General features: G+C 69.4%; 13 protein-coding genes and 1 pseudogene. 7 read left to right on the top strand and 7 right to left on the bottom strand.

Going from position 1 to position 12,659, the window contains the following annotated elements; translation table 11 throughout:
- Positions 1–51 precede the first annotated feature (51 nt).
- A complete protein-coding gene (locus QH290_RS04100) occupies positions 52–567 on the bottom strand; it encodes a hypothetical protein (protein WP_280382008.1) in 516 nt (171 codons plus the stop codon).
- A gap of 185 nt (positions 568–752) precedes the next feature.
- On the opposite strand from QH290_RS04100, the gene QH290_RS04095 reads away from it, so the two are divergent.
- On the top strand, positions 753–2,339 hold the full coding sequence (locus QH290_RS04095; RefSeq protein ID WP_280382007.1) for an amino acid permease: 1,587 nt from the start codon (positions 753–755) through the stop codon (positions 2,337–2,339).
- On the opposite strand, the gene QH290_RS04090 is transcribed toward QH290_RS04095, so the two are convergent.
- The 5 genes and pseudogenes from QH290_RS04090 to QH290_RS04070 form a co-directional block, all read right to left on the bottom strand.
- Entirely contained in the window at positions 2,278–3,042 is a 765-nt protein-coding gene (locus QH290_RS04090) for a 3-oxoacyl-ACP reductase (protein ID WP_280382006.1), read from the bottom strand. The genes QH290_RS04095 and QH290_RS04090 overlap by 62 nt on opposite strands.
- Before the next feature lie 14 nt (positions 3,043–3,056).
- Positions 3,057–4,482: pseudogene (locus QH290_RS04085) on the bottom strand (aldehyde dehydrogenase family protein).
- Entirely contained in the window at positions 4,479–5,216 is a 738-nt protein-coding gene (locus QH290_RS04080; protein WP_280382005.1) for a gamma-glutamyl-gamma-aminobutyrate hydrolase family protein, read from the bottom strand. Before QH290_RS04080 ends, QH290_RS04085 begins: the two are co-directional and overlap by 4 nt.
- Entirely contained in the window at positions 5,197–6,579 is a 1,383-nt protein-coding gene (locus tag QH290_RS04075; protein ID WP_280264783.1) for a glutamine synthetase family protein, read from the bottom strand. The genes QH290_RS04080 and QH290_RS04075 overlap by 20 nt, the downstream gene beginning before the upstream one ends.
- 93 nt (positions 6,580–6,672) lie before the next feature.
- On the bottom strand, positions 6,673–8,184 hold the full coding sequence (locus QH290_RS04070) for a serine hydrolase domain-containing protein (RefSeq protein WP_280382004.1): 1,512 nt from the start codon (positions 8,182–8,184) through the stop codon (positions 6,673–6,675).
- A 244-nt stretch (positions 8,185–8,428) separates the two neighbouring features.
- On the opposite strand from QH290_RS04070, the gene QH290_RS04065 reads away from it, so the two are divergent.
- Positions 8,429–8,611, top strand: coding sequence for a hypothetical protein (locus QH290_RS04065; RefSeq protein WP_280264781.1), 183 nt, complete (start codon positions 8,429–8,431; stop codon positions 8,609–8,611).
- 15 nt (positions 8,612–8,626) lie between these two features.
- Here the strand turns inward: QH290_RS04065 and QH290_RS04060 are convergent, their stop codons facing one another.
- On the bottom strand, positions 8,627–9,874 hold the full coding sequence (locus QH290_RS04060; protein ID WP_280382003.1) for an oxygenase MpaB family protein: 1,248 nt from the start codon (positions 9,872–9,874) through the stop codon (positions 8,627–8,629).
- Positions 9,875–10,123: 249 nt separating this feature from the next.
- Here QH290_RS04060 and QH290_RS04055 point away from each other — a divergent pair, with 249 nt between their 5' ends.
- The 5 genes from QH290_RS04055 to QH290_RS04035 all read left to right on the top strand — a co-directional run bounded on the left by QH290_RS04055 (position 10,124) and on the right by QH290_RS04035 (position 12,582).
- On the top strand, positions 10,124–10,462 hold the full coding sequence (locus tag QH290_RS04055; protein ID WP_280382002.1) for a hypothetical protein: 339 nt from the start codon (positions 10,124–10,126) through the stop codon (positions 10,460–10,462).
- Between the two features lie 84 nt (positions 10,463–10,546).
- A complete protein-coding gene (locus QH290_RS04050; protein ID WP_280264778.1) occupies positions 10,547–10,759 on the top strand; it encodes a hypothetical protein in 213 nt (70 codons plus the stop codon).
- Positions 10,760–10,813: 54 nt separating this feature from the next.
- Positions 10,814–11,221, top strand: a complete 408-nt coding sequence (locus QH290_RS37875; protein WP_342213711.1) for a solute carrier family 23 protein — start codon at positions 10,814–10,816, stop codon at positions 11,219–11,221.
- Positions 11,222–11,256: 35 nt separating this feature from the next.
- Positions 11,257–11,697: a solute carrier family 23 protein gene (locus tag QH290_RS04040; protein WP_342213710.1), complete on the top strand. Its 441-nt coding sequence runs from the start codon at positions 11,257–11,259 to the stop codon at positions 11,695–11,697.
- Between the two features lie 120 nt (positions 11,698–11,817).
- Positions 11,818–12,582, top strand: coding sequence for an IclR family transcriptional regulator (locus tag QH290_RS04035; RefSeq protein WP_425301750.1), 765 nt, complete (start codon positions 11,818–11,820; stop codon positions 12,580–12,582).
- The last annotated feature ends 77 nt before the right edge of the window (positions 12,583–12,659 follow it).

Raw genomic sequence — 12,659 nt, 5'->3', positions numbered from 1 at the left:
GCTGTCCGCGCGCGACCCGCTACCGCCGGCGTGGCCGTTGATCATCGTCGGCTACTGCGTGATCGCCCTGCTCCCACCGGGATTGATCCTGTTCGCGGCGGCGGGGCTCCCCGCTATAATGGGCGGTCGGCCGGGGGGGTGGCCTCCGGGGGGGGGGGGCGGGGCCCCCCGGGGGGGGCCCCCCCCCCCCCACGCCTCGGCCAGGGCGACAACATGATCGATGTCGACATCGCCCGGCTCGGACACGGTTTTGTCGTCGTAGGGCGAGCGCCAGCTGCCCGCCGTGGGACGGCACCGCGCGTCGACCTCGACGCCGCTGCCGTCTCGCTGCAGCACGGTCTCCCGGGTCGTGCACGCGCCCGACACCGTGCTCCAGTGCGGGAACTTCTCCCGCGAGTAGCCGCTCATGGACCCCTCGTCGGCCACCGTGAGCGCGTCGAGCATGCCCCGCGCGGCATCGGCGGTCGGTATCCCCGGCGGCTCGGCGGCGGCCGTCCCCGGAATCACCAGGGCCGTCACGACAATCGCGGACGCCATCGCACCGATGGCGGCGGAGAAGCCTCGCATGCGTCATCCGATCATTCGAAACTGGTCGTACGCATAGGAGGGTATGAGGCGGGGGCGAACTCGGCATGACCGTCCGGTTACGGCCCGCCCGGTTTTCGCGTTGCGCTGCGGTCGATGGGGGTTTACTCCACAATGAGCACCTGGCAAACGCCGTGTGAGGGCGGCGTTTTCACGCGGGAGCATCTATGAGCGAGACCCAGTCACCCCCGTCCGACGACGAACGCCGCCTCGCCGAACTCGGCTACAAGCAGGAACTGGCCCGATCCTGGTCCGGGTTCTCCAACTTCGCCATCAGTTTCACCATCGTCTCGATCCTGACCGGCGGGCTGGCCAGCTACGGCATCGGGCTGTCCAACGGCGGGCCCATCACCATGGCGTGGGGCTGGCCGCTGGTGTCGGTCATGGTGTTGTTCGTCGGGCTCGCGATGGCCGAATTGGCCTCGGCCTACCCGACTTCCGGCGGCCTGTACTGGTGGGCGTCGGAGCTGGGCGGCCCGGTCTGGGGCTGGTTCACCGGCTGGTTCAACCTGATCGGCCAGATCGCCGTCACCGCCTCCATCGATTACGGCGCGGCCATTTTCACCACCGTGGTGCTGAATGTCATCGGCATCGATATCGGCACCGACCGCACGGCGATCTTCCTGGTCTTCGCGGCCATTCTCGTTCTGCACGCGGTGCTCAACGCCATCGGACCGCACCTGTCCGCGATGATCAACAACGTGTCGGCGTGGTGGCACGTGGGCGGCGTCGCGATCTTCGTGCTGGTGCTCGGGATCGGCGCGGAACACCACCAGAGCGTCGGTTTCGTGTTCACCGAGACCGTCGACAACAGCGCCGTCGGATTCGGCGGCGTGGCCTTCAGTTTCCTGCTCGGCCTGCTGCACGCGCAGTACACCTTCACCGGGTACGACGCCTCGGCGCACATGTCCGAGGAGACCCACGATGCCTCCCGGATGGCGGCGAAGGGCATCGTCAACACCGTCGTCGTCTCGGCCGTCGCCGGATATCTGCTGATTCTCGCGGTGACGTTCGCGATTCCGAACCTCGACGACGCGCTGGATCCGGAGAAGAACAGCGGCTACCCGGTCATCTACATCCTGGAGAACTCGCTGAACTCCTTCTGGTCCGGGCTGCTGCTGGTCATCGCCGCGGTCGCGCAACTGTTCTGCGGCTACGCCTCGGTCACCTCCGCCTCCCGGATGCTGTTCGCCTTCGCCCGCGACCGCGCGGTGCCGGGATCGGCGCTGTGGTCGCGGCTTTCGGCGCGCAAGGTGCCGGTCAACGCCGTGCTGTTCATCTCGGTCTTCGCCTTCGTGCTGCTGATCCCGTCGATGCTGGTGCCCGCGGCCAATGCCCCGACCGCCTACGCCGCCGCCACCTCCGTCGCCACCATCGGGCTCTACATCGCCTACGGAATTCCGGTGCTGCTGCGGCAATTACACGGCAGCAGATTCCGGACCGGCCCGTGGACGCTCGGCTCCTGGTATCGCCCGATCGGGATCGTCGCGCTGCTCTGGATCGTCGGGATCAGCCTCCTGTTCATCCTGCCCATGGACGATCGCGGCTATCCGTGGAACGACGAATTCACCTGGACCTCGGTCAATTACGCGCCGCTGACCCTGGTCGGCGTGGTCGGCGCGATCGCCGTGTGGTGGTTCGCCTCGGCCCGCCGCTGGTTCACCGGCCCCACCCGCACCATCGACCGAGAGCTCACAGCGGCGTCACGTACGCCCCGGAGATTCCGCCGTCGACCAGGAACTGGGATGCGGTGATGAACGAGGAATCGTCGCTGGCGAGAAAGGCCACGGCGGCGGCGATCTCCTCGGCCTCGGCGAATCGGCCGAGCGGAACGTGGACCAGGCGGCGCGCGGCACGCTCGGGATCCTTGGCGAACAATTCCTGGAGCAGGGGAGTGTTCACCGGCCCGGGGCACAGGGCGTTGACGCGAATGCCCTGGCGGGCGAACTGGACTCCGAGTTCGCGGCTCATGGCGAGCACGCCGCCCTTGGAGGCGGTGTAGGAGATCTGGGAGGTGGCCGCGCCCATGACGGCGACGAAGGAGGCGGTGTTGATCACCGATCCCTTACCCCGCTCGAGCATGTGTTCGATGGCGTACTTGCTGCACAGGTAGACCGAGGTCAGATTCACCTCCTGCACGCGCTGCCAGGCGTCGATGCCGGTGGTGAGGATCGAATCGTCGTCCGGCGGTGAGATTCCCGCGTTGTTGAAGGCGATGTCCAGGCCGCCGTAGGCGTCGACCGCGGCCTGGAACATCGCCCGCACCTGGGCCTCGTCGGTGACGTCTACCTTCACGTACAGCCCGCCGACCTCCGCCGCCGCGGCCTCACCGGAGGTCGCGTCGATATCGGCGACAACGACTTTCGCTCCCTCCTGCGCGAAACGCCGTGCCGTGGCGAGGCCGATACCACTGCCGCCGCCGGTGACGACGGCGACTCGATCCTGCAAGCGCTGCAACGTATCTCCTCTGTCTAGTCGGTGGCGATGAAGACGTTCTTGATCTCGGTGAAGGCGCGGGCGGCGTCCGGGCCGAGTTCGCGGCCGAGGCCGGACTGTTTGAAGCCGCCGAACGGGGTCCAATACCGCACGGAGGAATGGGAATTCACCGACAGGTTCCCGGCCTCGACCCCGCGCGAGACGCGCAGCGCCCGGCCCACGTCCGAGGTCCAGATGGATCCGGACAGGCCGTACTCGGTGTCGTTGGCCAGGCGCAGGGCGTCGGCCTCGTCGTCGAACGGCAGCACCGCCACCACCGGGCCGAACACCTCCTCGGTCACGACGCGGTCGGTGGGGCTCGCGGGCAGCACCACCGTGGGCGGGAACCAGAATCCGGGGCCGTCGGGACGGGAGCCGGTGAACGCCACCTTGGTCGACGGCTCCAGGAATCCGGCGACCCGCTCGCGATGCGCCGCCGAGATCAGCGGGCCCATCTCGGTCGCCGCATCGGCGGGATCGCCGACCCGCACGCCCTGGACGGCCGGTTCCAGCAGCTCGAGGAATCGGTCGAAGATGCTGCGCTGCACCAGGATCCGAGATCGGGCGCAGCAGTCCTGCCCGGCATTGTCGAATACGCCGTAGGGCGCGGTGGCGGCGGCCCGCTCCACATCCGCGTCGGCGAAGACGATATTGGCGTTCTTCCCGCCCAATTCGAGCGTGACCCGCTTGACCTGCTCGGCGCATCCGGCCATGATCTGCCTGCCCACCTCGGTGGAGCCGGTGAAGACCACCTTGCGCACCGCGGGATGGGTGACGAACCGCGCACCGACCACCGATCCCCGGCCGGGGATCACCTGAAAGACGTCGTCCGGCAGGCCCGCCTGCGCCGCCAGCTCACCGAGCCGCATCGCCGTCAACGGCGTGAGCTCGGCCGGTTTGAGCACCACGGTGTTCCCGGCGGCGAGCGCGGGCGCGAAACCCCAGGCCGCGATCGGCATGGGGAAGTTCCACGGCACGATGATCCCGACCACGCCGAGCGGTTCGTGGAAGGTCATGTTCACGCCGCCCGGGACGGGAATCTGACTGCCCAGCAGTCGTTCCGGGAGTCCGGCGCTGTAATGCAGCACGTCGCGGACGTTGCCCGCCTCCCAGCGCGCATTGCCGAGGGTGTGGCCCGCATTGCGGACCTCCAGGGCCGCGAGGTGTTCGAGGTCGGCGTCGACCGCGTCGGCGAAGCGGCGCAGCAGGCGCGCGCGATCGCCGGGCGCGACGGCGCGCCAGCCCGGCAGGGCCCGCTGTGCCCGTGCGATGGCGGCGTCCGTGGGGGGGGGCGGGGGGGCCCCCCCGGGGCCGGGCCCGTTTTGGGGGTGTTTGGGGGGCGCGGGGGGGGGCCTGGGGGGCCGCCTCGACCGTGGCCACGACCTCCTCGGTCGCGGGGTTGACGACCTGCGTCGTTGTCACCGGGTGCGCTCCCTTCCGTACGTTGCCGCCTGCTCGACCAGTGCCCGCACGAGCCGGACGTCGGCCGCGTTCTCCTCCGGATGCCACTGCACGCCCACCAGGAACGGATCGGTGGGTGCCTCGACGGCCTCGATGGTGCCGTCCGCGGCGTGGGCGGAGGCGATGAGGCCGGGCGCGAGGGTGTCGATCGCCTGGTGATGGTGGCAGTGCGCCTTCAGCTCGGATCCGGCGATCGCGGCGACCCGGCTGCCCGCGCGCGTCCGGACGGCGGTGACGGTGAACGTGCCCGGGCTGCGGGAATGGTCGGTGTGGCCGACGACGTCCGGAAGATGTTGCAGCAGTGTGCCGCCCAGGGCGGCGTTCACCAGTTGCAGCCCGCGGCACACGGCCAGCACCGGCAGCGCCGCGGCGCGGGCCCGCTCGAACAGCGTGAACTCGAATTCGTCTCGGTCCGGGCGTATTCCGCGCGTAGCGGGATGCGGTTCGGCGCCGTAGCGGGACGGGTCGAGGTCGGCGCCGCCGGTCAGCACCAGCCCGTCCAGCCGGTCGATGAGCTCCGGGCGCGCGGATCCCGTGGGCGGCAGCAACACCGGGATACCCCCGGCGCGGTCGACCATATCGATGTAGGTCCGGTGCAGGACCGCGCTGTCGACATCCCAGTGGCCGAACCGGGTGCGCTCGGCGTAGGTGGGCAGCCCGATGACCGGCCGCCGCTCACAGTCGTTCGAAACCACGGATTCGCTCCCAGTCGGTCACGGCGGCATCGTAGGCGTCGAGTTCGACCCGGGCCGCATTGCGGTAGTGCCGCACCACCTCCTCGCCGAAGGCGGCCTCGGCGATCTCGCTGTCGCCGAACAGCCGGGCGGCCTCGCGCAGGGTCCGCGGCACCCGCGGCCGCTCGGACCGGTAGGCATTGCCGTGCAGCTCCGGTTCCAGCGGCAGCCGCCGCTCGAGGCCGTGCAGTCCGGCCGCGATCGAGGCCGCCACGGCGAGATACGGATTCACATCGCCGCCCGGGACCCGGTTCTCCATCCGCAGCGACGGCCCGTGCCCGACCACCCGCAGCGCGCAGGTCCGGTTGTCGCGGCCCCACGCGACGGCGGTCGGTGCGAAGCTGCCGTCCTGGAATCGCTTGTAGGAGTTGATATTCGGCGCCAGCAGATAGGTGAGTTCGCGCAGGCAGGCCAGCTGTCCGGCCAGGAAGTGCCGCATGAGCGTCGACCCGCCGCCGGGATCGCCCCCGGCGAACACCGGCGCGCCCGAGTCGTCGCGCAGGCTGAGATGGATGTGGCACGAATTGCCCTCGCGCTCATTGTATTTCGCCATGAAGGTGAGGCTGCGGCCCTCCTGTGCCGCGATCTCCTTGGCGCCGGTCTTGTAGATGCTGTGGTTGTCGCAGGTCACCAGCGCCTCGTCGTAGCGGAACGCGATCTCGTGCTGGCCCGGATTGCATTCCCCCTTCGCCGACTCGACATACAGTCCCGCGCCGGACATCTCGGTGCGGATGCGGCGCAGCAGCGGTTCGATGCGGGCGGTGCCGAGCATGGAGTAGTCGACGTTGTACTGGTTGGCGGGCGTCAGGTCGCGGTAGCCCGCGCGGAATGCCTGCTCGTAGGTGTCGTCGAAGACCATGAACTCGAGTTCGGTGCCGACGTAGGCGTGCAGGCCGTGCTCGGCGAGCCGGTCCAGCTGGGTCCGCAGCACCTGCCGCGGGGACGGTGCGACGGGCTTGCCGGGCGGGTCCACGTGCTCGACGTCGCACAGCACCAGCGCCGTGCCGGGCAGCCACGGCACCAGCCGCAGCGTCGCGAGGTCGGGCCGCAGCACGAAATCTCCGTATCCGGTCTCCCACGAGGACATCTCGTAGCCGTCGACCGTGGTCATCTCGACATCGACGGCGAGCAGATAGTTGCACGCCTCGGTCGCATGCTCGAGCACCTCGTCCACGAAATACCGCGCCGAACAACGCTTTCCCTGCAGCCGGCCCTGCATGTCGGTCATCGCGACCAGCACGGTGTCCAGCTTCCCCGTCTCGACCTGCCGCACCAGCTCGGCCACACTCAGCATCCCGGCTCGCATCACGACCCCTCTCGACATCGAGATTCCCACGCTAAGCGAATCCGGGGCGATGCGCTTCCGAAGGAGTGTATGCGACCTTATGAGACCCGCTGTGCGCGCACGCGTCCGCGCTCACCCGCAGGCCGGGGAGGCGCGCGGGTCCGGGATGGAACGGCAGGCCCAGTCGGTGGGGATGCGCCAGGCCAGCTCGCGCGGGACGAGGGGGATATTGACCAGCATCGGGCGGCCCTGGAACTCCATCGTGGTGGTGGCGACGATCGAATCGCCCAGATCGGTCACCTTGTTCACCCGGATCGTCGCGCCGGAATCGCCGAAAGCACCGGCGAGCCGGTCGATCAGCTGCGGGTCGCGTGCGGAATCGGCGACCGTGAACGGCTTGTCCGCCACGGCGGGGCTCAGCGACCGGCGCAGCCCCGCCTGCAGGTCGGGCGCGGCGGGGATCGCGGGCCGCGTGGGCGGCGCGGGCGGCGGGCCGTCGTTCCTGGTCTTCGGATACAGCGCGTCGACGAGGGCGGCCCAGATCTCGTCCGCGCCCATCTCGAACTGATCGGGCGTCGAGTACTGATTCACCGCGACGGCGATGCTGACATCGCGGTCGGGGAGATGGGCGACCATGGTGCGATACCCGTCGACCGTCCCGTTGTGGCCGAGCCAGGCGCCCGCGCGGAGCATGCCGAGCCCGTATGCACCGGCGCCGAGTTCGGTGAACTGCGCCCGCGCACGCTGGGCCTGCGGGCTGAGCAGGTCGCCGCGGGCGAGCATGCGCGCGTACTTCGTCATATCGGAGATCGTGGAAACCATTGCGCCCGCGGCGTCGTAGGCGATCGGCGGGGTGCGGTCGGTGACGTCCACGGGCTCGGTGCCCTGGTAGGCGTATCCGTGCGCGACCGGGTCCGGCAGCCGATCGTCGGCCGGATAGGACGTGTCGGCCAGCCCGAGCTCGGCGGCCAGATCGTTGAGCACCGCGGCGATCGGCCGTCCGGTGACCTGCTCCACGACCCGGCCCAGCAGGAAGTAGTTCGTGTTGTTGTAAACGGTCTCGGTGCGCGGTGGCTCGGCCTGGTCCGGGTGCGCCGCGATGACCCGCAGCGGATCGTCGGGCCGCCACCCGGCCATCGGCGGATCGGCGGCGGCCGCGGCGACGAACTCCGGATCGCCGGTGTAGTCGTAGACGCCGCTGCGCATCCCGAGCAGATCGGCGAGGCGGAGGGTGTCGCCGTAGGGGATACCGGGGACGTACCGCCCGAGGGGATCGTCGAGGCGCAGCCGCTGCTGATCCACCAGCCGCAGCACGGCCGTCGCGGTGAACGTCTTGGTCACGCTGCCGATCCGGTAGTGGTCGCCGGTGGTGGCGGCCCGGTCCGCGCCGAGGTCGGCTCGGCCGTAGGCGCGCATGTAGGTGCCGCGATCGGCGTCGGCGATGCCGACCCAGGCGCCGGGGATCATCCCGGCCTCCATGCGGGTGCGCACGATCCGGTCGACCTCGGCGGTGAGGTCGGCGGGCAGCTCCCGCGAGTCGTCCTCGCCGATGCCGCATGCCGCCAGCAGCAGCGCGGCCGCGAGCAGGATCCCGGTCCAGCGCAGTCGCCGGGGGCGACGGGTGCGGGTTGTCGAGTGCGGCACTTCCGGATGCTCCCTTACGTCGTCGGCACGGTCCCGCTGAGCGGGATCCAGATGTGGAGGTTTTCGCCCGTGGCGCTGTGATACTGCATCGGAGTGTTGTAAAAACCCAACAATTTGTCAAGTAGTTGCGTGTCGCTATCGAACGGGCCGGGTATCGATTCCGGGAAATCGACCACGTCGGCGGGCGCGGCGAGTCAGAATCCGTGCAGCGCAGACCGTTGCGAGCGAGGAGGTGTTCGTTGTGATGAGCATCGTGAAGTCGGTTGTGCTGCACCATGTCGTGCGCGGACTCATCCTGCTCGGGGCGATGGCCTGCGGCTCCGCGGAGATATTCCACGCCGAGTATCGGCAGCGACAGCGACCCGAACCGGAGCCGGACTGGTCGATCCCGCATCAGTGGTACGACGCGGCCCACCGGTCGGGGTAGCTCCTTCGGCCTACCTCACGGGAGTTCGGTGACGGCGTCCTCGGGGCGGACGGGGTGGGGGACGGCCTTGATCGACGAGAGGACCAGGGCGACGTGGGCGCGCTCGCGGCGCGCGATATCGAGGTCGGTGCCGAGGGTGCCGCGGTGGCGCAGCCGTTCCCAGACCGCGAGGGCGGGACGCAGGGCCGCGAGCGCGATATGGGTGCTACCCGGGTAGTCCGAGGGCATGCCGCCCTTGGCCGTAATCGCGTCGGTGACAAGGGTTTTCTTGATGATCGCGTCGCTGAGTCCCCACACCGCTCCGCTCACCGCCGGTCGCAGTATCGGGGCGAGCGCGGGCTGCAGTCGCTTCGGCAACCGGCGTTCGGCACGAATCCCGTCGTGTTTGAGCGCATGGACCAATTCGATCGAGTCGTGGTCGGGCGGAGCGAAGATCAGGTTCCCGGCGCGGCGGGTCTGCCAGGCGTGTTCCATGGTCACCGGCAGCAGTTCCCCGGGTACCCCCATCACGTAGCCGAGCCAATACCACAGTCGGCGAACGGATTCGATCTCCTCGTCGGTCAGGGTCATGTGCAGCGCGTCGTAGGTGGCCAAGGGGGTGAGCATGAAGGCCAGATTCACCACCGACTGCCCGCTGGCGTGAATCGGTGCGCCCCAGGCGGTCTCGTCCCAGCGGCCGCTGCGCCGCAGATGTCGTCGGACCATCGCATGCACGAACCGGACCCGGACGGTCGCGTCGAATCCGGCGCCGCCCGGCGCGGCCGCGCCCGGCTCCGTCGCCGCCATCAGCCATCGGGCGGTCTCCTCGTAGCGGCGGCCGCTCATCCGCGCCGAGCGGCCGTTCAATGCCTGGGGCTTGTTGAGATCCCCGAATTCGATGACCGCCAGCAGCGCCGCGGCCAGCGCCAGCACGGCGGCGGGCGCGAACCGCCACCACACCGCGGCGCCGCGGCGGACCTGTTCGGCGTCGAACCACGGCGGCGGCTCGAGCAGCGGCCCCAGCAGCGTCCGCAGGGACCGCGGTGCGCCCGCGACGTCGGCCCGGCGCTCGCGCAGCGCGCGCTCCAGCAGCGGCCAGCACCGGCCGCGGCCCATCTCGGCGAAGTCCTCCACCACCGCGTCCGCCAGCGCATCGGTTCGGAACATGCCGCGCTCGAACCTGTCGACGAGGTCGGTGGGAAGTGTGGTGCGAGCGATATCGAGCCGGCGCGCACGGCCCGCGTCGAATGGATTGTCGATCTTCGTCTCGGTTGCTTCGGTCATGGCCGGATCGTCTTCCGAATGGGCGGTGCGAGAAATACATCCACTGTAGACACCGGCGGCCGGTGCGGTATGAAAAGTGCGGAATATCGTGTGTGTGAACGGCGTTCGTAATTGCATTACCGGAATATCGTCCGGCGGTGCGATATTCGCTGGGATGATGGTATCTATCGCGCCGACGGGCACCTCCGCCGCGCGGCCCGCGCGACAGCTTCTGGTTGACGGCTGTTCATCCGGGCGTAACCATGAATTATGAACGATGCCCGGGCCCTGCACCGTCGACGCGACGATTCCCCCGGTGCCGGGCCCGGCCCGAGGCCCGCCGACGGGGCCGTTCGGCCTGGTAGCGGGCCGCCGAGCCAGGACCGATCCGATGTCGAACAGGCCCGGGAGTTCTCTCGCCTGCTCACCGCGGAGGCCGAATCGCTGACCACCGCGCTGCGGGCCATCGCACGCACCCGGCGCGGCACGCCTCGTTCCACCGCCGAATCCCATCGGCTCCGCCGCGACCTGCGGGAGGTGCAGCGCTGCCTGGATAATCTGCGGGACCGATTCCCGGAAATCGCCGACGATCATCCGGCCATCCGCTGAATGTCCGGCGCCCGTGGCCGAGGTCACCGAACCGGTGGCGGGGGCTCGGGTAGAGTCGTGGTTTCTGTGTTGTGAAGGAATCTCGTGGACAATCTCGATCTGAAACAAGCTATAGACGATTTCGACCAGGCAATTGTCGAGTTGCTGCGGGCCTCGGGTTGGCTTTATCACCTGCACCGGACCGCATCGCAGGATTCCGCGGTTCCCACCGGCCTGCTGGCGGAGGTCGAATCCCGGCTGCGGGCCGTCACCCTGCGCGAGGGCGTCTTCGACCACCTCTACGACGAGGCCGCGTAGCCCCCGGGCGGATGGTAGATTGCCCTGTTGCATTGAGCCATGGGGAGATTCACAGTGACACCTGGGAACGCGGTGCGTGCCGCCGCGATCGCCGCGGTGACGGCGACGGCCATCGCGCTGTCCACGACGGTCGGTGCCCGTGCCGCGGGGGGCCCCCCCCGCCCCCCCGGGCCCCCGGGGGCCGCGGGCGGGCTGCAGCACATCGCGGCGATGGTCGCGGGTGTGGTGGCGCCGCCGCTGATCATCGGGGCCGCCGTCGGGCTGAACCACACCGATCAGGCGATGCTCATCACCGCCAGCCTGTTCACGGCGGGCCTGGCCACGGTGCTGCAGTCGCTGGGCTGGTGGCGGTTCGGCTCACGGCTGCCGCTGATGAACGGGGCCTCGTTCGCCGCCGTGGCGCCGGTGCTGGCGATCGCCAAGACCTCGGCGCCGGGGTCCGCGCTGCCCGCGGTCTACTGATCGGCCTCTCGCTGCTGCCCGTCACCCTGAACTGGGTGCGTGGCACCGGGGAGGAGGGCGGTTCGGCGCCGGTGCCGATGCGGAATCTGCTCATCGCCGGTGCCGCGCTGCTGGTGGTGCTGGTCTGTCATCGGTTCCTGCGGGGGTTCGCCAAACAATTGTCGTTGTTGATCGAGCTGGTGCCGAAGCCGGTGCTGGGCGGGGCCGGGCTGGTGCTGTTCGGGACGGTCGCCGCCGGTGGCATCCGCACGCTGGCCAAGGCCGACCTGGGCGATCCGGTCAACTCGCTGATCGTCGGGGTGTCGCTGTTCATCGGCATGACGCCGACGGTGGTGCCCTCGTTCTACGAAGGGCTGCCCGCGCCGCTCGCGACCATCATGGGTTCGGGGATCAGCGCGGGCTGCCTGACCGCGATCGTGCTGCACCAGGCATTTCGGATCCGGGCGCAGCGGGTCGCGGGGGCCGCGGGCATCTAGCCGCGGTCACGGCATTACTCTTCCGTATCATCGAAGCCTACTTCCGCTATGTGGATTTCCGTAAGGTGGAACTGGGCTGCGAAGATGGTGGGGACAACCACCCTCGAAGGAAGGATTGCCGTGACCGAAGCCAGTCCGCGGACCGGCGGGGTGCAGTCCGTCGATCGCGCCTTCGAGCTGCTGGAGTTGGTCGCCGACGCGGGCGGGGAGGCGACGCTGTCGCAGCTCGCCGAGGCGTCCGGCCTGCCGCAGCCGACCATTCACCGGCTGCTGCGCACGCTGATCACCGGCGGCTACATCCGTCAGCAGCCGTCGCGCCGATACTCCTTGGGGCCCAGGCTGATTCGCCTCGGCGAGACCGCCGGTCGGGTGCTCGGTGCCTCGGCCCGCCCGCACCTGACCCGGCTGCGCGACCTCACCGGCGAGACCTCCAACATGGCGGTGCTCGACGGTGATCAGGTCGTCTACGTCGCCCAGGTGCCCTCCCCGCATGCCATGCGCATGTTCACCGAGGTCGGTCAGCGCGTCGACCTGCACTGCACGGCCGTCGGCAAGGCGGTCCTCGCCACCTTGGCACCGGAGGAGAGCGACCGCATCCTGTCCCGAATCTCGATGAGCCCCCGCACGACTCACACCATCACCGACCCGTCGGTCATGCGCACGGAGGTCGACCGCATCCGCATCCAGGGCTACGCGGTCGACGACGGCGAACAGGAAATCGGCGTCCGGTGTTTCGCGGTAGCGATCCCGAATGCCCCGACGCGAGCGGCCATTTCGATCTCCGGCCCCCAGGCCCGAGTCTCCGGCCTCGACATGGACTCCATCATCCCGCTACTCCAGGAGACCGCCGCGAACCTGGGCAAGGACCTGACGGCACAAAGCTGAGTGGTCTGTACGCCAACTCGCTCCAGGAATGCGGGTCGGATTGCCTGTGCCGACTGGGTAACCTTTAAATCGGCTCA

The organism is Nocardia wallacei (genome assembly GCF_029869545.1).
GTDB lineage: Bacteria > Actinomycetota > Actinomycetes > Mycobacteriales > Mycobacteriaceae > Nocardia > Nocardia wallacei_A.
The sequence above is the reverse complement of the archived record's forward strand: the minus strand, read 5'-3'. Positions and strand labels throughout refer to the sequence as shown.